The sequence below is a fragment of the Superficieibacter sp. HKU1 genome (genome assembly GCF_029319185.1).
In the GTDB taxonomy this organism is placed as follows: Bacteria; Pseudomonadota; Gammaproteobacteria; order Enterobacterales; family Enterobacteriaceae; genus Superficieibacter.
Genome location: NZ_CP119754.1, coordinates 2,315,189 through 2,333,693, shown reverse-complemented (window position 1 = coordinate 2,333,693; position 18,505 = coordinate 2,315,189). Strand labels below are relative to the sequence as shown.

The 18,505-nt window shown below is 51.8% G+C and carries 22 protein-coding genes; 15 read left to right on the top strand and 7 right to left on the bottom strand.

The window, feature by feature from the left end; genetic code table 11:
- Positions 1–144 precede the first annotated feature (144 nt).
- The 4 genes from ycgZ (at position 145) to P0H77_RS11115 (ending at position 2,007) form a co-directional block, all read left to right on the top strand.
- Positions 145–384, top strand: coding sequence for a regulatory protein YcgZ (gene ycgZ / locus P0H77_RS11130; RefSeq protein ID WP_276164941.1), 240 nt, complete (start codon positions 145–147; stop codon positions 382–384).
- Positions 385–545: 161 nt separating this feature from the next.
- Complete coding sequence (locus tag P0H77_RS11125) at positions 546–839, top strand: hypothetical protein (RefSeq protein WP_276164940.1); 294 nt, start codon at positions 546–548, stop codon at positions 837–839.
- A gap of 39 nt (positions 840–878) precedes the next feature.
- Entirely contained in the window at positions 879–1,145 is a 267-nt protein-coding gene (locus tag P0H77_RS11120) for a biofilm development regulator YmgB/AriR family protein (RefSeq protein WP_276165107.1), read from the top strand.
- 190 nt (positions 1,146–1,335) lie between these two features.
- Positions 1,336–2,007: an HAD family hydrolase gene (locus P0H77_RS11115; protein ID WP_276164939.1), complete on the top strand. Its 672-nt coding sequence runs from the start codon at positions 1,336–1,338 to the stop codon at positions 2,005–2,007.
- A 30-nt stretch (positions 2,008–2,037) separates the two neighbouring features.
- On the opposite strand, the gene P0H77_RS11110 is transcribed toward P0H77_RS11115, so the two are convergent.
- From P0H77_RS11110 to P0H77_RS11080, 7 genes are all read right to left on the bottom strand, one after another.
- Positions 2,038–3,276 (bottom strand): VWA domain-containing protein, encoded by a 1,239-nt coding sequence (locus P0H77_RS11110; protein WP_276164938.1) that lies wholly within the window; start codon positions 3,274–3,276, stop codon positions 2,038–2,040.
- A gap of 119 nt (positions 3,277–3,395) precedes the next feature.
- On the bottom strand, positions 3,396–3,971 hold the full coding sequence (locus tag P0H77_RS11105; RefSeq protein WP_276164937.1) for a TerD family protein: 576 nt from the start codon (positions 3,969–3,971) through the stop codon (positions 3,396–3,398).
- A 58-nt stretch (positions 3,972–4,029) separates the two neighbouring features.
- Entirely contained in the window at positions 4,030–4,608 is a 579-nt protein-coding gene (terD, locus tag P0H77_RS11100) for a tellurium resistance membrane protein TerD (protein WP_276164936.1), read from the bottom strand.
- A 39-nt stretch (positions 4,609–4,647) separates the two neighbouring features.
- The gene (locus P0H77_RS11095) at positions 4,648–5,676 is read right to left on the bottom strand and encodes a TerC/Alx family metal homeostasis membrane protein (protein WP_276164935.1); all 1,029 of its coding nucleotides are present in this window, start codon (positions 5,674–5,676) and stop codon (positions 4,648–4,650) included.
- A gap of 21 nt (positions 5,677–5,697) precedes the next feature.
- Positions 5,698–6,153: a tellurite resistance TerB family protein gene (locus P0H77_RS11090; protein WP_276164934.1), complete on the bottom strand. Its 456-nt coding sequence runs from the start codon at positions 6,151–6,153 to the stop codon at positions 5,698–5,700.
- 22 nt (positions 6,154–6,175) lie between these two features.
- Positions 6,176–7,339 carry a TerD family protein gene (locus P0H77_RS11085; protein WP_276164933.1) on the bottom strand — a complete coding sequence of 388 codons (1,164 nt, stop codon included), beginning with the start codon at positions 7,337–7,339 and terminating at the stop codon, positions 6,176–6,178.
- The gene (locus tag P0H77_RS11080; protein WP_276164932.1) at positions 7,339–7,920 is read right to left on the bottom strand and encodes a TerD family protein; all 582 of its coding nucleotides are present in this window, start codon (positions 7,918–7,920) and stop codon (positions 7,339–7,341) included. The genes P0H77_RS11085 and P0H77_RS11080 overlap by 1 nt, the downstream gene beginning before the upstream one ends.
- A 317-nt stretch (positions 7,921–8,237) precedes the next feature.
- Between P0H77_RS11080 and P0H77_RS11075 the strand changes: the two genes are divergently transcribed.
- From P0H77_RS11075 to P0H77_RS11025, 11 genes are all read left to right on the top strand, one after another.
- Entirely contained in the window at positions 8,238–9,293 is a 1,056-nt protein-coding gene (locus P0H77_RS11075) for an ATP-grasp domain-containing protein (RefSeq protein WP_276164931.1), read from the top strand.
- Between the two features lie 45 nt (positions 9,294–9,338).
- Positions 9,339–10,481, top strand: a complete 1,143-nt coding sequence (locus P0H77_RS11070; RefSeq protein WP_276164930.1) for a phosphoribosyltransferase domain-containing protein — start codon at positions 9,339–9,341, stop codon at positions 10,479–10,481.
- A complete protein-coding gene (locus P0H77_RS11065; RefSeq protein WP_276164929.1) occupies positions 10,474–11,256 on the top strand; it encodes a hypothetical protein in 783 nt (260 codons plus the stop codon). The genes P0H77_RS11070 and P0H77_RS11065 overlap by 8 nt, the downstream gene beginning before the upstream one ends.
- Positions 11,249–12,322, top strand: coding sequence for a cysteine protease StiP family protein (locus P0H77_RS11060; protein WP_276164928.1), 1,074 nt, complete (start codon positions 11,249–11,251; stop codon positions 12,320–12,322). The genes P0H77_RS11065 and P0H77_RS11060 overlap by 8 nt, the downstream gene beginning before the upstream one ends.
- Positions 12,322–13,278, top strand: a complete 957-nt coding sequence (locus tag P0H77_RS11055) for an HpcH/HpaI aldolase/citrate lyase family protein (RefSeq protein ID WP_276164927.1) — start codon at positions 12,322–12,324, stop codon at positions 13,276–13,278. Before P0H77_RS11060 ends, P0H77_RS11055 begins: the two co-directional genes overlap by 1 nt.
- Positions 13,279–13,291: 13 nt before the next feature.
- Entirely contained in the window at positions 13,292–13,759 is a 468-nt protein-coding gene (locus P0H77_RS11050) for a tellurium resistance protein TerW (RefSeq protein WP_276164926.1), read from the top strand.
- Positions 13,760–13,927: 168 nt separating this feature from the next.
- Complete coding sequence (locus P0H77_RS11045; RefSeq protein WP_276164925.1) at positions 13,928–14,563, top strand: VWA domain-containing protein; 636 nt, start codon at positions 13,928–13,930, stop codon at positions 14,561–14,563.
- A 21-nt stretch (positions 14,564–14,584) separates the two neighbouring features.
- Complete coding sequence (locus P0H77_RS11040; protein ID WP_276164924.1) at positions 14,585–15,226, top strand: TerD family protein; 642 nt, start codon at positions 14,585–14,587, stop codon at positions 15,224–15,226.
- Position 15,227: 1 nt separating this feature from the next.
- Positions 15,228–15,866, top strand: a complete 639-nt coding sequence (locus P0H77_RS11035) for a VWA domain-containing protein (protein ID WP_276164923.1) — start codon at positions 15,228–15,230, stop codon at positions 15,864–15,866.
- 20 nt (positions 15,867–15,886) lie between these two features.
- Positions 15,887–16,924 carry a TerY-C metal binding domain-containing protein gene (locus P0H77_RS11030; RefSeq protein WP_276164922.1) on the top strand — a complete coding sequence of 346 codons (1,038 nt, stop codon included), beginning with the start codon at positions 15,887–15,889 and terminating at the stop codon, positions 16,922–16,924.
- On the top strand, positions 16,924–18,492 hold the full coding sequence (locus P0H77_RS11025; RefSeq protein WP_276164921.1) for a protein phosphatase 2C domain-containing protein: 1,569 nt from the start codon (positions 16,924–16,926) through the stop codon (positions 18,490–18,492). The genes P0H77_RS11030 and P0H77_RS11025 overlap by 1 nt, the downstream gene beginning before the upstream one ends.
- Positions 18,493–18,505: the final 13 nt, after the last annotated feature.

The following is an 18,505-nucleotide window of genomic DNA, read 5'->3' as shown; positions in this document are numbered from 1 at the left end:
ATTTTTAACATGTTGTAATATAACAATAAAAAAACAACCCGTACATATTTTTCAATAATTGTACAATTATCTCTGTACAAGTTTGCCAATTCTGTATAACTTTAGCCGTACTTGATATGACAAAATATTTTACAGGAGTGACATATGCAGCAGAATGGTTACATTCCCGATACCGCTAATGCCATTGCCCGTTATTTCAATAAAGCGGCCCTGCCTACCCAGCAGGAAACCCTGGGTGAAATTGTACGGGAAATACTCACTGACGGACGCAGTCTGAACCGTAAGGCGATCTGTACAAAATTGCTTAAACGGCTGGAAACCGCTTCCGGTCCTGAAGAAGAAAGCCATTACCACAGGCTAATTGGTCTGCTGTTTGACCGCTGAGGATTGCCAGTCCTGACCTACGGAGGCCCTTTTAAGTCAATTCGGGCGGAGGACTTATGCTTCATAAAGGACCATCGATTACCAGAGAACCTCTTGCAGCAGAGAACTGACTTTATGCCGCGCTTCCCAACCGGGATTCAGTGGCAATTAGAGATACAGTTATGAAAAGAAGTGAAACAGAACAACTAACAGACGAGCTGATCGGTGAAGCAGTGTTATCTCTGCTGGCCGACAATAGTCCAATTAACAAACAGTCGCTGATTGCCAGACTGCGGTCCATTGAGGCCAGTGAGTCTGACCGTCAGCGACGAGACATTCTTGCAGATATTATTGCGGAAATCAGTAATAACGCGGGACTGAATAAAACAAAACACGAACCGTCACAATGGGGCGGGGATAACGTTCATCAGCTATTTGGCGCCAACCAAAAGGCTGAAAAAAGCAAAAATCATTGATAGCCTTATAAATCACGGAGTAAATACATGAGTCAGGTGATGTTGCAGGAAAGAGAAAGTTACGATGATTTGCCTTCCCTGGCGCTGACTCAGTATTTTCGTACTGCCGGTGACAGACTGGTGGAAGAATCCGCAATGCTGGGCGCGGCTATCAGAAGCATTATGGACTCGCAAGGCGAATTATCGAATAAAGCGATCATTCAAAAGCTGATCTCTTTTCTGGAAACCAATAATGATGTGGTGACCGGGGATATCATTCGCAAGACCCTGGAAATCATTGTCGATCATACGATGGACGACCTCTGAGATCCCAATATTGCTGTCTGGGGCATGATATTATCGCGCCCCAGCTAAACATCTCCTCCTCCTGCCTCCACTATTTAAACAATGCTTAGAGCGTCATAATTTGAGATGATACCGGCATCTTCGCTAAGGTCAGGAGTATCGCTTCGGTACCTTTGATAAATGCCACTATCATTGAGAGTCAAACGTTTTTATGGAAACCACACACGCAAACGTTCTGTCCGTCTTCGATTTTGATGGAACCCTCACGCGTCATGACAGCTTCATCCCGTTTCTGCGTTATGCTTTCGGCAATCGTTTTTTTATTCGTAATATCGCCAGGATGACCCTGCCTGCGCTGCGCTGTATGCGTCGCAAGCTAACCCGTGATGAACTGAAAGAAGTGCTGATTACCACCTTTCTGACCGATATTGATGAAAAATGGCTGCGCGCAAAAGCGGAAACGTTTTGCGAGCTGTACTGGGATCGGCTGATGCGCTCCAGTGGATTGCTGGCGGTGGCGTCAGAGCGGATGTCCGGTGCAGAAGTCACCTTATGCTCAGCATCCCCTGAGCTGGTGTTGCAACCCTTTGCAGATAAGCTCGGGGTAAAGCTGATCGGCACTCAACTTGAGATCCGGGATGGCAAGCTGACCGGTCGGATTAGCGGGCATAACTGCCGGTGCATTCAAAAAATTAACCGACTTGAAAGCGTTTATGGATCGCTGGCCGACTATCATCTGCGGGCATGGGGCGATACCCGCGGCGATTACGAACTCCTTACCGCCGCCAGGGATGCCCACTGGCGTCATTTCCACCCGGCATGGAAGCGCCGCAAATCGCCGCTCGATATGCTTAAAGCGAACCAGCAAAACTACAATTTATGACGAAATCGCCCCGCCGTCGGGGCGATACCGTTACAGAATACGTAATGATGTAGCCTGCTCGCGCCAGTCCCTGAACTCTTCAAGCAGTAAATCGTACAACTGCTCATCCTTCATTTTTGCAAAATCATCAATCGCAAAGAAATTACTGTTATCCACCCGCCGTTCGGTAAAGGTATCCAGTTTTTCGAGAATACCGTAACTTGAACCGCCGAGGCCAACAAACTTCCAGAAGATCGGACTTTCTGCAGAACGCCGGATCACGTCTTTAATTTCTCGTGTTTTACTGATGCCGCCATCGGTAATAAACACCACAAACACTGGCAACGTCGTTCCCCGGTAGAAATCAACAATCTCATTCATCACCGGCGGCTCGTTATTAAGGCCACCCAGCCCGGGCAAAATTTCCAGCATGGAACTGCGGGATGCACTCTGAATGCGGGAGATATAGCCATCCAGATTATCAAGCGTGACGTCCGGGTATTTTTTATGTCGCTGGGCAAAGCCCCACATATCCATCGCGCCATCATCGTCAAACTGGACGGCCAGAACGGCAATACGATCCAGAACGGCCTGGACATTGCCTTTTTTAAACTGCCCTTTCATTGAGCCTGAGGCATCCAGAACAAATGCCACGCGGGCCTGAACAGATTCCAGCTTATGCTTCGTCAAACTTACCGTGGCCGTTTTAGCAAGACTGACCAGACGCGGAGCTTTCTCCTGAAGTTTTTTCTCCAGGCTGATTTTGACCGGCGCTGATTCGGCTGCCGGAGAGGCGACATCAACCCCATAATGGCGCGCCAGCGGCTCCAGCCCCCCGTTAAAGCCCTGTCCGACAGCTTTTAGTTTCCATTTCCCCTGGTAGCGATAAATCTCCGCCACAATCAACGCTTTCTCCTCACGACCGTTAACATCGACGTCAAATCGCGCCAGTTCACTCGCCGCAATTGACAGCTGAGCCAGATGCTCCAGCGTATTGTCACCGTCAATGACAACTGTCAGGGCAATCTTGTGGATACGTGGCGGTACATCCTGTAAACGAACACGAAAAGTGGCGCGTTGCGGGGAGAGATCCATACGAATCGCACCTTCAACCGATTGAAGATTATTAAAGAAGATAAAGTCGTCGTCCTGCGCCACCCTGTCGTTTTCTCCCAGCAAAAAGGCAGAGGGATCGAGGTCGCTGCGAAAGGAAGCGTTTCCCTGATAATTAAGCGTAAGGGTAAGATCTGAGGTGGTGATAACCGTATTTTGTCCTGCCTGAAGTTGCATATACGTTCCCTTTTCGTTTGCCGGCAAAAAAGAGAGCACTTCGTAATACAGCTGAAATGGCGCTGTTTTTTGCGGACCAGAGAAAAGCCCGGACGTCCGCCGGGCTTCTGATGCTACTCTTAGATGTTCACACCGTGCTGAGACGCCAGCGCACTCAGACCACCGGCAAAACCCTGACCTACCGCTTTGAATTTCCATTCGCTACCGTGACGGTAGAGTTCACCGAAGATCATCGCGGTTTCGGTCGATGCATCTTCAGACAGATCAAAGCGAGCAATTTCAGTACCGTTGTCGTTGTTGTAGACGCGCATGAAGCTGTTGCTCACCATGCCAAAGTTTTGTTTACGTGCTTCAGCGTCATAAATGGTAACCGCAAAAACCAGTTTTTTGACGCCAGCATCCACTTTGGCCAGCTCGATTTTGATCTGCTCATCGTCGCCGTCGCCAGCACCGGTGCGGTTGTCGCCCTGGTGTTCAACGGCGCCACACGGGCTCAGTTTGTTGTTGAAGAAAATAAAATGGCTATCGGACAGCACTTTGCCATCTTCGCCAACCATAAACACTGAGGCATCCAGGTCAAAATCCTGACCATCAGTGACGCGGGCATCCCATCCAAGACCGACCATGGCAATGTTCATGGTTGGTGCTTCTTTAGTAAGGGATACGTTACCGCCTTTTACGAGAGAAACTGCCATTTTTAGCTCCTGCTGTTAATGATGGAGCTGCGTTTGCAGCTCCGGTAGATAAGGATGATCAGGACGCGTTGATGCCGTACTGAGCACATACTGATGCCAGACCGCCAGCATAACCCTGGCCGACGGCACGGAATTTCCACTCACCGTTGTGACGATACAGCTCACCAAAGAGCATCGCTGTTTCCGTAGACGCGTCTTCAGTCAGGTCGTAACGCGCCACTTCAGTCTGGTTGTCATTATTAACCAGACGAATGAATGCGCCGGAAACCTGGCCAAAACTCTGATGGCGAGCCTGCGCATCATGGATAGTGACAACGAAGATAATTTTATCAACGTCTGCCGGCACGGTATCCAGCTTCACGATCAGCGACTCATCATCACCATCGCCTTCGCCGGTACGGTTATCACCGGTATGGGTCACTGAACCGTCGGCAGACTTCAGATTGTTATAGAAAATGAAGTCAGCGTCACCGCGAACTTTGCCGTTTTGACCAAGCAGGAATGCAGACGCATCGAGGTCAAAGTCCTGACCATCAGTAGAGCGAGCATCCCAGCCGAGACCGATCAGAACATTTTTCATTGCCGGTGCAGCTTTGCTTAACGATACGTTGCCGCCTTTAGAAAGAGAAACGCTCATAAAAAATCCTCACTGGTTACGTTTTAAAATAGAAATGATTTACTCTGCATCCGCTTTTTCCGGGAACAGCACGCTGGCAACGATCCCGATAGCCAGTACCACCAGAACCACGATCAGGCTGGTTGTGGCAGAAAGACTGTAGCCATGATGCCAGATATGGTCCGTGGCATTAAGGCCCAGTTTGACCGCGATAAAGAACAGCAGCACGATAACTGCTTTTTCCAGATGCGTCAGATACTGTTTCAGCGCCTCAAGAACAAAGTAAAGTGTACGCAGGCCCAAAATAGCAAACATCATTGCACTGTAAACAATCAGCGGTTCACGGCTGACCGCGATGATCGCCGGGACGGAGTCAAAAGCGAACATCACGTCAGACAGCTCAACAACGGCGACACAGAGCATCAGCGGAGTGGCATAAAACGCCGCTTTTTTAACCCGTCCTACGACGATATCTTTGTTCTCCGGTTTTGCCAGTTCAGTATCGACTTCTTTCTGCGTCAGCAAAAAGGCGTGACCGGAAAGCTTTGGCCAGATGGGGAAGAAGCGTCTGACCATGCGGTAGGCAAGGTGCTGTGAATAATCTTCAACTTCTTCATCATCGCCACCGCTTTTCAGCATCATGACCGCGGTCCACGCCACGACAACGGCGAAGATCAGTTCGACGTATGGGCCGAGGGAAAGCAGGCCGGTTCCGATAGCAACAAAGATACCCCTGAAGACAATGGCACCAATGATCCCCCAGTACAGCACGCGGTGACGATAGCGATCCGGTACCGCGAACCACGAGAAGATCGCCATCATGACAAACAGGTTATCGACGGAAAGCACTTTCTCCAGTGCATAACCGGTCACGAACAGGCTCGCCACTTCCGCACCGTGATGCACGTACAGAAAACCAGCAAAAGCCATCGCCACAATGACCCAGAATACCGACCATAACGCCGCACTTTTCAGCGAGATCGGCTTATCATGGCGATGCATGAATAGGTCAATAAAGATGGCACCGACTGACAATGCAATAAATACAGTGACAGTTTCAGCCGGAAATCCGATATGTGTAGAAACCATGTTTTACCCTTTGCAGAAAAATCAGAGGCCAAATTCGGCAGGCTCGAAGCCTAGCGCAATGGCAATTTCACGAACGGCTATCTGCTCATCACGATCAAAATTACCGTCGCTCTTACCTACGGCAATACCTACCCGAATAGCCAGTTGCGCGGCTTCAGGCTGATCCTTCAGAGCCAGAATGTATTTCATTGTTTCGCCTTTACCGATTTCCATATCAAAGTCAAAACTAGAAATTAACTTGTTAAAAAACTCGATAACTTCATTGGTATCAAAAACTTTTAATTCATCCGATGAACGTAAGAAACCGATCATCTTCTGCTTTTCTTCCGCACTTACGCCATCACTGGCAACCGCAATTCGTGCACAGACTGCTACAGTCCCCTGCATGAATTTTTTGTTTTTAAACCGGCTGACCTGTTTTGTCAGTTCTTCACGGCTGGTATTAAATGCGCCTTTAACTTTATTGAAAAAACTCATCACTCTGTCCTCACCATTAACGTTATTTAGAACCCGTCGTCCAGCGAAAGCCCCAGCCGAAAGCACGGTCCATCTCCTGTTGTCCTTTGAAGAACTGATTAATACGCTCAATTTTAATGGCGCCATTTTCATTAACCAGACGAGCAATAGCGCACAGCGTGCGTTTGTTATCGCCTTCGGTCAGACGCGTTTCAATCGGTGGCTGTTCGGGGATATGGAGGGTGACAATACCATCCGTTTTATCCCAGCTCGGGGCCCCCTGATAGATAAAGGTATAGATCAGCACTTCGCTAATATTTTGCCATTCGCGGCCATTCACATGGATCCACTCTCCATCACTCACATCGCCGGTGCGATCGTCGCCCTGAAGCTGAACGTAAGGGTGAGAATGGTAGGAACCAAACATGTTTCCCAGTGCCTGAACAATGGTTTTCTGCCCATCGCGGAGCCTGATAAACGCACCGAGATCGAGATCGATGCCTTTGTCTCCGCCAAACATACCCAGCAGGCCGGAAGATTTACTGCCCCGGTGCCAGTTCAGGTTAATGCGGATCTCACCAAAGTTGTCTTTCTTGGCAAGACTGATTGCCGGTTTCTCTTTGGTTAATGAAACTTTGCTCAGGCTTATTTTGCTGGCCGGAGGCGCAGGCGGCGCGGACGCAGGCGCGGGAGGTGGTGTTGGGGCTGGCGAATCAGCGATATCCACCCCGAAATACTCGGCCAGCGGTTTTAATCCACCGTTGAATCCCTGAGAAATAAAGCGGAATTTCCACTCCCCATTACGACGGTACAATTCGCCCAGAATTAACGCCGCTTCCGTACGGCCATTGAGATCAACATTGCCACTGGCGACCGACGAACCTGCATGGTAGACCTGAATGGCAAGACTTCCCAGACCTGATACTTTCTGAACGCCTTCGCAGGTCGCCGTGAACGCCACTTTTTGCACGTCCGCTTTCAGGTTGTTGAGATTAACGATGAACGTGGTGTTATTACCTTCATTCGTCAAACTAATAGTACCGTCGTCATTACGCGGCTGACCGTAGAAAACCATGTCCGGATCGCCCTTCACTTTTCCATCGGCATAGAGCCGGAAAGCAGAAGTATCGACAGGTGAACCGGAAAGGATACGCACGCGCAACTCGCCGTTCGGAACGGAGGTGTTACCTCCTGGGCTTAGATTCATTAGCGTACCACCGTAGCCACAATTTCTGGCAGCATGTCGTCAATTGTCCGTCCACGGCAGGCATTGCCCAGCGCAGTGAAGTCCCAGCTGCCGCCGCTACGGCGCAGTGAGGCAATAACAATACCGGTGTGGCTGCCCTGCTCGGAAAGGGCGTAACGCGCCAGCTCTTTGTTCGACTGATCCACCACGCGGCAGAATGCATTTTGCACTTCATTGAAAGTCTGGCCGCGGAAACTGTTAACGGTAAACGCCAGATATTCAACCTTTAAAGGCAGCTTTGTCAGGTTAACATTAATGACTTCGTCATCGCCGTCGCCCTCGCCCGTTAAATTATCGCCGCTATGCACCACAGAGCCGCAGTGGGAGTTAAGCTGGCGGAACCAAATGGTATCTATTTTATTGCCGCTTGCGTCCAGAAGAATACAGCTTGCATCCAGATCGATGTCACCAGAGCCGCCCAGAAGACCGCCAAATAATCCTTTTTTCTTAATGGGATCCCAGCCAAGTCCAAACTTAAGCTGACTAAGTGAAGAGGATTCTTTACTGAGCGATACCGTCTGATTCTTACTTAAAGAGACCATATATTTTCCTTAATAAGGGTTAACTGAAACAAGACTTTGAGATGAAAAAATCTATCAGCTAGAAAATCATATCATGATGTAGTTCACTCACAAGACAATTTTCTTAAAATCTTTACCACAACAAAATAACTTATTGATAGTACTATTTTTATATTTTATAACCTCCTATATTTTAGGGGGGCAGTGGAAAATAGTCTTAATGATTGAGGGCATGAATACATACAGATTTAAAATCATAATATGATTGACAATTAGCCGGGTGATAAATAGACTGCTGAGATCCCCTCTATTTAAACGCTGACCCGTAAAGAGTAAAAATGAAAAATAAATTATGGTTTATGGAAGGTCTTTCTTCTCAACGGGATCTTATTCAAAGTGTAAATGATTTTTCCCGCGCGTGTGGCAAACCAGTCACAATCTATGCTTCGCATAGTAATGAAAGAAATGAAATTTTATCGCTGGCACATTTTTCTTTAACAGAACCGAAAGATGACGATCGGCGTTTAGCATTTATTGAAGCTATAGTTAAAGCACACGGGATCGACGTTATTCATACTGGCCGCCACTGCCGATGGTTTGAAATTCATCGTCAGGCGATTGAATCGACTGGCGTAGCGCTGACGACCGGCGCATCTGGTATTGGTGACATAGATATTGCCGATGACAAAGTGACGTTTGCTCAGCTCATGGAAAAGAACGGGCTGCCGGTCGTTCCCTCACTGCGTATCACCACACTGAGTGAACTGAAAACACAGCTTGCTCACTCACCGTTTACCTCATCACAGCTCTGTGTCAAACCGGTGAAAGGGATTTATGGCATGGGATTCTGGCGCATTGATGACGCGGTGTCGCCCATGACAATGATCAATTACCCTGAGCGTCGTCAGATGACGACCTGGCAATTTCTTGCTGCCTGCGAATCCGCCGACGCTTTTGAACCGCTGGTGCTGATGCCTTATCTGCCCGGGCCGGAATACTCGGTCGATATGCTGGTCAATAAAGGCAAGGTTCTGGCCGCCGTGGGGCGACGTAAAGAAGGCGCGCTCCAGTATCTTGAAAATACGGGAGAGGCTTACGAGCTGGCGCTGGCCTGCGCTGCGGTCATGAAAGCGGATGGACTGGTCAACGTACAAACGCGCAACGACGAAAGCGGCAAGCCCGTTCTGCTTGAAATCAATATGCGTCCTTCGGGCGGCATCGGTTATACCCGCCACAGTGGGGTTAATCTCGCGGGGCTGTATGCCGGTTTCAAGCTGGGTTACCTCAGCGAGCAGGACGTTCAGTCTGAGGCGCAGACGCGTTTTACTCGTGCAACTGTTCGTGCCATGACCGAGGCAATTGCTTATAACGCCACGCTGACTAATGCACTGTGATGCCGACGCGATTTATTCACTCCATCATGTTCAGGACGTAACGCTATGATGAATACTCACGACGCCAACGTTTATCGTCGCACTCTGACCAGCGGAACCATCAGCGTCACCCGCCATAAAGGCGTGGCCGCGCTTGAATCACTATTTGATATTGCCGAGCGTCGCAATCCGAAGAGAGCCTTTTTATTCGTCAGCAAAGTGCTTGGCAGGCATATTCCGGTTTCACCCGCCATAATGCGCTCCGTTTTCCGCCAGCTCAGCGAGCTGTTTCCAGAGGATCTTCCCGGCCCGGTGTTGTTTATCGGTATGGCCGAGACGGCGGTTGGGTTGGGTGCTGGTGTTTTTGACGAGATGAGAGAACGCGTAAGCGACCCGGTTTATCTGACCTCCACACGTCATCCTGTTGATGCAGAGCTGCTGTGCGAGTTCAAAGAAGCACACAGTCATGCCACCGATCATCTGCTTTATCTGCCAGCGGATCCTGAGATGCGTCGCCGCGTTCAGCAGGCGCAGACGGTTGTGCTTATTGACGATGAAGCGACCACCGGAAATACCTTCATTAACCTGCTGGCCGCGTTGCGTAATGACGGCGGATTAACATCGTTGCGTCAGGTGGTCACCGTCACGCTGACGGACTGGAGCCGGGATGCGCTGGTGGCTGGCTGCCCGCTCCCCGTACACCCTCTTTCGCTGGTAAGCGGTCAATGGTCATGGGAGCCCGTCCCCGACGCGCCGGTGCCGGTAATGCCGCAGGTCAATGTCACGGCAACGGGCACCTTTGCGCCGTCCAGTAAACAAACCTGGGGGCGGCTGGGGATGATGAAACCCGCGGCCGATCTGGCTCCTGATGTCACCGTTCAGGCGGGAGAAAAAATCCTCGTGCTGGGCACCGGTGAGTTTGTGTGGGAGCCTTTTTTACTCGCAGAACGACTGGAAGCCATGGGCGCAGAGGTGAAATACAGTTCCACCACCCGCTCGCCGATTGCCACCGGGTTTGCCATTCAGTCCGCCCTGTCCTTCACCGACAACTACGGTCTTGGGATCCCCAACTTTGTGTATAACGTTGCACATCAGTCATTTGATCGTATTTTACTTTGCGCTGAGACGCCGGCTGAAAGTATTGATGCCCTGCTGCTCACCGGTCTGAAAAATGTCGCTGATTGCGTAGAGATCATTACCTATGAATAAACCCGTTTTTCTTTCCGACCTTGACGACACGCTGTTTCAGACCCGGCGCAAAATGATTAATGAGCTGGATCTGGAGCCGTTCCGTACCGGTGCGCTCGATCGCAGTCTGCAACCCCGTAGTTTTATGACCGAAGAACAAGCGATGCTGGTCGACTGGCTGCTTGAGCACGCGGAGCTTATCCCGGTCACTGCCAGAGGCACGGAAGAGATTAGTCGGGTGCAGATCCCGTTTCATTCATGGGCTATCACCACTCACGGAGCGGTGATCCTGAATGCCGACCGTCAGCCAGATGAAGAATGGAAAGCGCATATGCTGGGTTGTTTAAAACCCTATGAGGAAAAGCTGACCTCTATGCAGCGCCAGATCACCGAGCTGATGGACGCCAGAGGCATTAATGCCTGGGCGCGACTCAACTACGAATATGGCGATGTGCCGGTATACCTGGTCATGAAACATCGCGACAGCACTCGCCTTGATGAACTCAATACTATCGGCGATGAAATCGAAGCCCTCTTCTCGACTACGGGCTTTTATATCCATCGCAACAGCAACAATATTGCCTGGCTTCCCGATCCGGTAGAGAAAGGGCTGGCGGTCAACTGGCTATTGCAAAAGTTACGCGCAGAGCGCGGCGTTTTCCCGGTTATCGGCCTGGGTGATAGCCTGAGCGATCATCGTTTTATGAAACTTTGCACCTGGTTCGGCGTTCCGCAACAAAGTCAGTTTGCCGGGGCTATTGCGCAATCACTTTTCGGGGATAACGATCATGCGTGAAGACACGATTTTCTCAGGCTCTTATCTGCCTGAAGACGTTCATTTTCTTCTTCAGCCGGTGCAGATGGAAATGACGCCGGTTGAGTTGAAAGAAGAATATATTCAGTCCGGCAAAAAACACTATTCAGAAATGCTCAGTCAGGAGCCTGAACCGACGCCGTGGCACATCGATCTGTTTCGCCGTTCGCTCGATCGGGGCGCGGAACGTCTCGCGACTGAGGTGCAGCAACTTGCTAATGCCCTGGTGGCCCAGTTCGGTGATACTCCCATCGTTCTGGCAAGCCTGGTGCGCGCAGGCGTGCCGCTGGGCGTAATGTTACAGCAGGCGCTGCGCGAGATGGGCAGAACCTCCTTTCATTACGGCATCAGCATTATTCGCGATCGTGGCATTGATACCGCCGCGCTGGACTGGATAGAATCCCGCCACGGCACTGACGGTATCGTCTTCGTCGACGGCTGGACCGGAAAAGGTGCTATTACCGGCGAACTGATTAAATCGCTGAAAGAACGTCCGGGCTACCCGGCAGTGCCTCGTCTCGTTGTCCTGGCCGATCCTTGTGGCCGGGCCTGGCTGTCGGCCAGCGACGATGACTGGCTAATCCCCTTCGGCATTATGGGGGCGCCCGTGTCAGGGCTGATTTCTCGTTCGATCTGGACGCAACAGGGTTTTCACGGCTGCGTGCAGTGCGATCATCTTGCCGCCTGGGAGTGCAGCCGCACGCTGGTCGACACCGTAGCCGAACAGCGCCGACGCCTGCACGACGTCCCGGCGCTGTCACTAGTAAGTTCCGACAAAGCGCTGCTGCGCGAAACCAGTGACCGGGTTGTCAGCACCCTGGCCAGCCGTTACCAGGTCGACAGTATTAACCGTATTAAACCCGGCATCGCTGAAGCGACGCGAGCGGTGCTACGCCGGGTGCCCGATCACGTATTTGTTCGTGCCATAGACGATCCTGATGTCGCCTTACTTGTCGCGCTGGCGCGAGATAAAGGCATTGCGATCGCTGAGGTTGGCGATGCTATCGGGCAGTATCGCGCCGTCACCATCATTAAGAAGGTGCGCTGATGATGAAACGACTTTCCCCCTGGAATCTTGGGGCAACGCTGTATATGCCTGCCACCCGCACGGACATTGCCGATGCGATCCTGAATGTCAAAGTTGAGGGGCTACGGTCGCTGGTGATCTGCCTCGAAGACGCCGTTAGCGAAGAGGATGTTCCTGCCGCGCTCAGTAACCTGCAGGTTCTGCTTGATGTGCTGGCGAAAGCCAAAGCCACCGACGGCAGTTCCCACTGGCCGCTGGTGTTTATTCGTCCGCGGGATGTCGAGATGGGCGCGCAGCTGGCCCGGACGCTGAATCTGAGTCCGGTTGACGGGCTGGTGCTGCCTAAGTTTACCCTGGCATCGTTACCGGCATGGTGGGCATTCATTCAGCATACCCATTTATGCATAATGCCGACGCTGGAAACCGAAGAGGTTTTCGACGTCGAACAAATGCGCCAGCTGGCGATGTCGCTGCTCGACCATCCCTGCCATCAACGACTTATCGCATTGCGTATTGGCGGTAACGATCTGATGAACGTGATCGCCCTGCGTCGTCCCCGGCATCTGACGCTGTACGACGGGCCGATGGGCTATGTCATCAAAATGCTGGTCTCCGTCTTTGCCACCCGCGGTTTTGCATTGACCGCCCCCGTCTGTGAACACATTGACGATCACGACATTATGGACAAAGAACTGGCGCTGGATATGGCGCATGGTCTGGTAGGAAAAACGGCAATTCATCCTAACCAGATAAGCAAAATAGAGGCGGCGCTGAGAGTATCGGATAACGATTATGCAGACGCATTGCGGATCCTGAACTCCTCACAGGCGGTTTTCAAATCGCTGGGTGCCATGTGTGAGCCTGCGACGCATCGCCGCTGGGCGTCGGCGGTTATAGAACGCGCTCAGGTCTACGGCATTATTAGCGAACGCGAACACGGCGGCATTGTCCGCGTTCCGTTGTCGCAGCAAAGCTGAGGTGACGTAGAAGATGCTATTAAGCTCCCGACAAGAACGCGTATTCAAACTGGCGACGATCCTGGGGACCGGCAAGCAGGTCTCTGCAAGTTATATTCTTGAGCTTCTGGAATGCTCCGAACCTACCCTTACCAGAGCGCTTAAAGAATTACGGGAGTCCTATGCGGCGGATATTAAATACAGTAAGGCCGTCCATGCCTACCAGATAATGAATTTTGGCTCGCTGGATAAAAAAGCGCTGCGACGAATGACCGAGTCGCTGAACGCCAATGCGGAACTGAAAAAAGTAGACGCAACCCGCTGGGTCGATCTGGACAAAGATAAGAAAACAGCGGTCTCGCTTTCACTGCGTATGAGCATTTTGCGCAAAATTGACCGTTACGCGTTTGCCAATGACAAAACCCGCAGCGAAGCCGTTGAGTTGTTAACGGAGAAAGCGTTCGAACTGCTACAAAATGAACGCGTCAATACCAGGAAATAGCGGTTAACTTCCTCTGCCCGTAGCGCGAGCTACGGGCTACACTCTCAGTTTGTCTTGATAAAAACCAGAAAAAAACTCGCTCATAACGCCTTAAAAGCCTACTGTATTTTGGTCATTACCCTGACGATCGACCTCTGGTTAACAATCTCAAATCATCAGGAGCTACACATGCGAAGACTTCCTGTTTATTTACTTCTCGACACGTCTGGTTCGATGAACGGTGAACCCATCGAAGCGGTCAAGAACGGGGTGCAAACCCTGCTGACAACCCTCAAGCAAGATCCCTACGCGCTCGAAACCGCGTATGTTTCCGTCATCACCTTTGATTCCTCCGCGCGCCAGGCCGTGCCCTTAACCGATCTGCTTAGCTTTAAACTCCCCGATCTGGTTGCCAGCGGGACCACCGCTTTGGGCGAAGCGCTTTCCCTGACCGCCGACGCTATTTCTCGTGAAGTTCAAAAAACTACGGCAGAGACCAGGGGAGACTGGCGTCCGCTGGTTTTTATCATGACCGACGGTTCGCCAACGGATGACTGGCGTAAAGGCGTCAGCGCATTTAAAGCCGCCAGAACAGGGGTGGTGGTTGCCTGTGCTGCCGGACATTCTGCAGAAACCAAGGTCCTGCAGGAAATCACCGAGATTGTGTTGCAACTGGATACCGCCGATTCCACCACCATTAAAGCATTCTTTAAGTGGGTTTCCGCCAGTATTTCCGTCGGCAGCCAGAAGGTTGAATCTAAAAAAGAGGTGATTGGGCTGGATGATTTACCGCCGCCTCCACCGGAAGTTAACGTCGTTTTGTAACCACATAAATAAGGAGATGTTATGTCAGTCAGTTTACGCAAGGGGCAAGGCGTCAGCCTGCGAAAAAATGAATACGATCTCTCTTCCGTTACCATTGGTCTGGGATGGGACATTAACGAAGAGAAGAAAGGATTTTTAGGGAGCGTGTTTGGCAAAAAAGAAGAAGAGTACGATCTCGACGTTATTGCTTTTTTGTGCGACGCCCAGGGAAAAGTGACTGATTTGGGCGACCAGGAGAACGGCAAGCCGACGCTGGTCAATGGCGACATCATCTTTTTTAACAGCCTGCGACATAAGACAGGCAACATCTGGCTGACCGGCGATAACCGTACCGGGGCGGGCGACGGCGACGATGAGCAAATTATTGTGAAGCTCAATACCCTCGAACCACGCTATGAAAAAATCGTTTTCATCGTGCAAATTTACAACGGCGAACGCCTTAAACAGCATTTTGGCAAAGTGAAGAACGCCTTTATTCGCGCGGTTGATGCACGCAATATTGAAATGGCACGCTTTGATCTCTCAGGCGGGGCTGCATTCAATAATCAGTGTTCCATGCTGTTCGCCGAGCTGGTCAGGGAGCCGAGCGGCTGGAAACTCAACGCCGTCGGTGAGCCGTCTGAATCCGACACCTTCGTTACGCATTTAAAGAGCTATATCTGATATGAGAAGACTCCCTGTTTATCTGCTCATTGATACCTCCGGATCGATGCGCGGCGAATCTATTCACGCGGTTAACGTTGGCGTACAGGCAATGCTCAGCGCGCTGCGCCAGGATCCCTACGCGCTTGAAAGCGTGCATATTTCGATTATCACCTTTGATAACGAAGCGCGTGAGCACACAAAACTCTCCGCGCTGGAAAACTTTCAGTTCACCGATATCGTGGTGCCCAGCGCTGGAGGCACCTTCACCGGCGCGGCGCTGGAATGCCTCGTGGCCTGTGTCGATCGCGACGTGCGGCGTTCGGATGGCGATCGGAAAGGCGACTGGCGGCCGCTGGTATTCCTGATGACCGACGGTACCCCGTCTGATGCCTGGGCTTACGGGGAAGCGATCAAAGAGGTTAAAAAGCGCGCCTTCGGCTCTATCATCGCCTGTGCGGTAGGCCCCAAAGCGCGCCACGAACACCTGAAGCAACTGACGGACACCGTTGTGGCGTTAGAGACGCTCGATTCAACCGCCTTCGCCGGATTCTTCAAGTGGGTGTCGGCGAGTGTCGCCTCGGGCAGCACCAGTGCGGGAGTTAATGCCAGCGCGGATACGCTCCCTCCTCCGCCGCCAGAAATTCAACTGGTGCTGTAACGGCCTGATGAGGTGACTCCGTGAGACGACTTCCGGTATTTTTTGTTCTGGACTGCTCAGAATCCATGATTGGCGACAATCTGAAAAAGATGAATGATGGTCTGCAAATGATCGTCAGCGACCTGAGAAAAGATCCGCATGCTCTCGAAACGGCGTGGATTTCGGTGATTGCCTTTGCCGGTATCGCCAGAACCATAGTTCCGCTGCATGAGGTTCTGTCGTTTTATCCCCCGCGCCTGCCGGTGGGCAGCGGTACGAATCTCGGTGCCGCACTGCGTGAGCTGATGACGCAAATCGATACTCAGGTTCGCAAAACGACCGTCGAACGCAAAGGTGACTGGAAACCGGTGGTATACCTGTTAACCGACGGGCATCCGACTGACGATGCCACCGCCGATATCAAACGCTGGAAAGAACATTACGCCCGCAAAGTGAATCTGATTGGGATTGGGCTCGGCCCTTCCGCCGATCTTAATACGCTACGCCAGCTGTCAGAAAATGTGTTCCATTTCAACGAAGCGCATGAGGGTGATTTCACCCGCTTTATAAAATGGATCACGGCGTCCGTCACCGCCCACAGCCGCAGCGTAGGCGAGGAAGCGCCACCGCCAGCGGTCCATACCGATTATCTGGTGAAGCTGGCGAAGGATGATGTAGCGCGGGCCTGCGATGAAACCTGTGTTACCCTCGCCGGGCGATGCAGCAAATCGCGCCGCCCCTACCTCATCAAATATGAACGTCCGCCGGTGAATCTTTCCGGGCTGGATTTCAATCTGAATATTAACGGCTTTACTCTCGCAGGCTGTTACCCCATTGATGAAGATTATTTCGAGTGGAGCGATCCCTCAGCCTCATCCATGCAGGTGAATACCAGTGAATTACACGGCGTACCGGGTTGTCCACACTGCGGCAATGCCAGCGCATTTGCCCTGTGTCGCTGCGGACGATTGCTGTGCATTAACGGCCCCGACGATATTATCTGCCCGTGGTGCGAAACCGCGTTAACGTTCAGAAATAGCGATGACAATGACTTTGATGTCAGCAGAGGTAAAGGATAATGGACGACAATATGCCCCTGAAAAAAAAGATCCTGGCTCTGATTATTGCCGAGAAGGATCTGACCCTGACGCCGGAGGAACAACGATCCCTCAGTCATGACGATGTGCTTGCCGCCGAAATCAGCGCGATCATCGGGAAAGTCAGTGCGCGCACGGCGTCAGAGCCTGAAGCTGAAGCTGAAAAAGTGAGCGACGCTTCTGAGGATAATTTGCCGACAGTAGCGGGCGAGAATGCCCCGGCTGAAGAACCTGCCGACCCTGCGCCGTGGCAAAAAATGCCTTATGACGAACTCAATGAAACAGCGCCCCGGGAAGCCGAACCCGTGAGTAAACCGGCTGAACGATTAAAACCCGGCCAGGTACCCGCGCATCCGGCCGAAGCGTGTTCCCCCTCGCCCGGAGCCCCCAATGCGCGGATCGTTATTGCTAACGCGCGGGCCGGCGCGCCTTTCCACTGCGCAGTTGAGATTACCCTCGATAATGGCGAGCGCGCCGGGATCGACGAGATTATTTTCGACGAGTCTATTGGCCTGACGTTTGATCGCGCTGAAGGCACGCTGTCAGGCACGCCAACGACCAGCGGTGACATTGAGATGACGGTGAAATGGTCCTGCCCGTCATATCCTGAAGGCGTATCCAGAGTCACGTTTATCGTTAATCCCGATCCGCGCACGTTGTGGAAAGATATCGATCCTCCTGAAGAAGACCGGTATTACAAAACCAATGTCGATCATCAGCTGATTAAACACCCTGGCGTGACCATTGCCGCGGCCAGCCGCCGTGGCCGCTCCCACGCCCACGTTGGCTCGTTCCGCGATGATGACTTTTACATTAACGCCAGCGAGGAGAGCGGCTGGAGCGTGATGCTGGTCGCCGATGGCGCAGGCAGCGCCAGCAATTCGCGTCAGGGCTCCCGGATTGCCACCGACACAGCAGGTAACTACCTGTTTGATCAGCTCAAAGGCGATAAGGGTCTGGCGCTCAAAAAACAAATTATCCAGTGGAACACCGACGATCAGCGGCAGATTTGGGACTATTTCTACCGCCAGTTCAGTCTGGCCTCCGCGCTGGCGGTCAACAATATCAACCATGAAGCCAAAATCGCCGGTGAGAAAAGTAAATCCTACTCAACGACGTTGTTAGCGCTGGTCTCTTTTCGCGAAGGCGATGAGATTTTTGCGGCTGCGTTCTGGCTGGGCGACGGTGCTATTGCTGCCTATGGCCCGACGGGAAAAGTTCGCGTGCTGGGCATGCCGGACAGCGGTGAATATGCGGGTCAGACACGTTTTCTGGATGCTGAAACCATCCAGGATGCGGAATTCAGCAAGCGCATCATTATCGGCCGCTGGAAAGAGATTTCTCACCTGGTGCTGATGACGGATGGCGTGTCCGATCCCTGCTTTGAAACGGATAACGGGCTGCAAAATCCACAGAAATGGGATGCGCTGATCGCTGAGCTGACGCCGCACCTTGATGACGGGGAAAACGCGGCGGAAAAACTGGTGGAATGGCTGAACTTCTTTTCGCCAGGCAATCACGACGATCGCACTATCGTGGTCTCATGGTGACGGGCGGGAATAA

Excerpts from the sequence above, each read along its gene's own strand:
- P0H77_RS11075 (WP_276164931.1), top strand. The coding sequence starts at position 8,238 with ATGAAAAATAAATTATGGTTTATGGAAGGTCTTTCTTCTCAACGGGAT.
- terD (WP_276164936.1), bottom strand. The coding sequence starts at position 4,608 with ATGAGCGTTTCTCTTTCTAAAGGCGGCAACGTATCGTTAAGCAAAGCT.
- P0H77_RS11120 (WP_276165107.1), top strand. The coding sequence starts at position 879 with ATGTTGCAGGAAAGAGAAAGTTACGATGATTTGCCTTCCCTGGCGCTG.
- P0H77_RS11035 (WP_276164923.1), top strand. The coding sequence starts at position 15,228 with ATGAGAAGACTCCCTGTTTATCTGCTCATTGATACCTCCGGATCGATG.
- P0H77_RS11125 (WP_276164940.1), top strand. The coding sequence starts at position 546 with ATGAAAAGAAGTGAAACAGAACAACTAACAGACGAGCTGATCGGTGAA.
- ycgZ (WP_276164941.1), top strand. The coding sequence starts at position 145 with ATGCAGCAGAATGGTTACATTCCCGATACCGCTAATGCCATTGCCCGT.
- P0H77_RS11115 (WP_276164939.1), top strand. The coding sequence starts at position 1,336 with ATGGAAACCACACACGCAAACGTTCTGTCCGTCTTCGATTTTGATGGA.
- P0H77_RS11055 (WP_276164927.1), top strand. The coding sequence starts at position 12,322 with ATGATGAAACGACTTTCCCCCTGGAATCTTGGGGCAACGCTGTATATG.
- P0H77_RS11105 (WP_276164937.1), bottom strand. The coding sequence starts at position 3,971 with ATGGCAGTTTCTCTCGTAAAAGGCGGTAACGTATCCCTTACTAAAGAA.
- P0H77_RS11025 (WP_276164921.1), top strand. The coding sequence starts at position 16,924 with ATGGACGACAATATGCCCCTGAAAAAAAAGATCCTGGCTCTGATTATT.
- P0H77_RS11040 (WP_276164924.1), top strand. The coding sequence starts at position 14,585 with ATGTCAGTCAGTTTACGCAAGGGGCAAGGCGTCAGCCTGCGAAAAAAT.
- P0H77_RS11060 (WP_276164928.1), top strand. The coding sequence starts at position 11,249 with ATGCGTGAAGACACGATTTTCTCAGGCTCTTATCTGCCTGAAGACGTT.
- P0H77_RS11050 (WP_276164926.1), top strand. The coding sequence starts at position 13,292 with ATGCTATTAAGCTCCCGACAAGAACGCGTATTCAAACTGGCGACGATC.
- P0H77_RS11085 (WP_276164933.1), bottom strand. The coding sequence starts at position 7,339 with ATGAATCTAAGCCCAGGAGGTAACACCTCCGTTCCGAACGGCGAGTTG.
- P0H77_RS11090 (WP_276164934.1), bottom strand. The coding sequence starts at position 6,153 with ATGAGTTTTTTCAATAAAGTTAAAGGCGCATTTAATACCAGCCGTGAA.
- P0H77_RS11095 (WP_276164935.1), bottom strand. The coding sequence starts at position 5,676 with ATGGTTTCTACACATATCGGATTTCCGGCTGAAACTGTCACTGTATTT.
- P0H77_RS11045 (WP_276164925.1), top strand. The coding sequence starts at position 13,928 with ATGCGAAGACTTCCTGTTTATTTACTTCTCGACACGTCTGGTTCGATG.
- P0H77_RS11065 (WP_276164929.1), top strand. The coding sequence starts at position 10,474 with ATGAATAAACCCGTTTTTCTTTCCGACCTTGACGACACGCTGTTTCAG.
- P0H77_RS11110 (WP_276164938.1), bottom strand. The coding sequence starts at position 3,276 with ATGCAACTTCAGGCAGGACAAAATACGGTTATCACCACCTCAGATCTT.
- P0H77_RS11070 (WP_276164930.1), top strand. The coding sequence starts at position 9,339 with ATGATGAATACTCACGACGCCAACGTTTATCGTCGCACTCTGACCAGC.
- P0H77_RS11080 (WP_276164932.1), bottom strand. The coding sequence starts at position 7,920 with ATGGTCTCTTTAAGTAAGAATCAGACGGTATCGCTCAGTAAAGAATCC.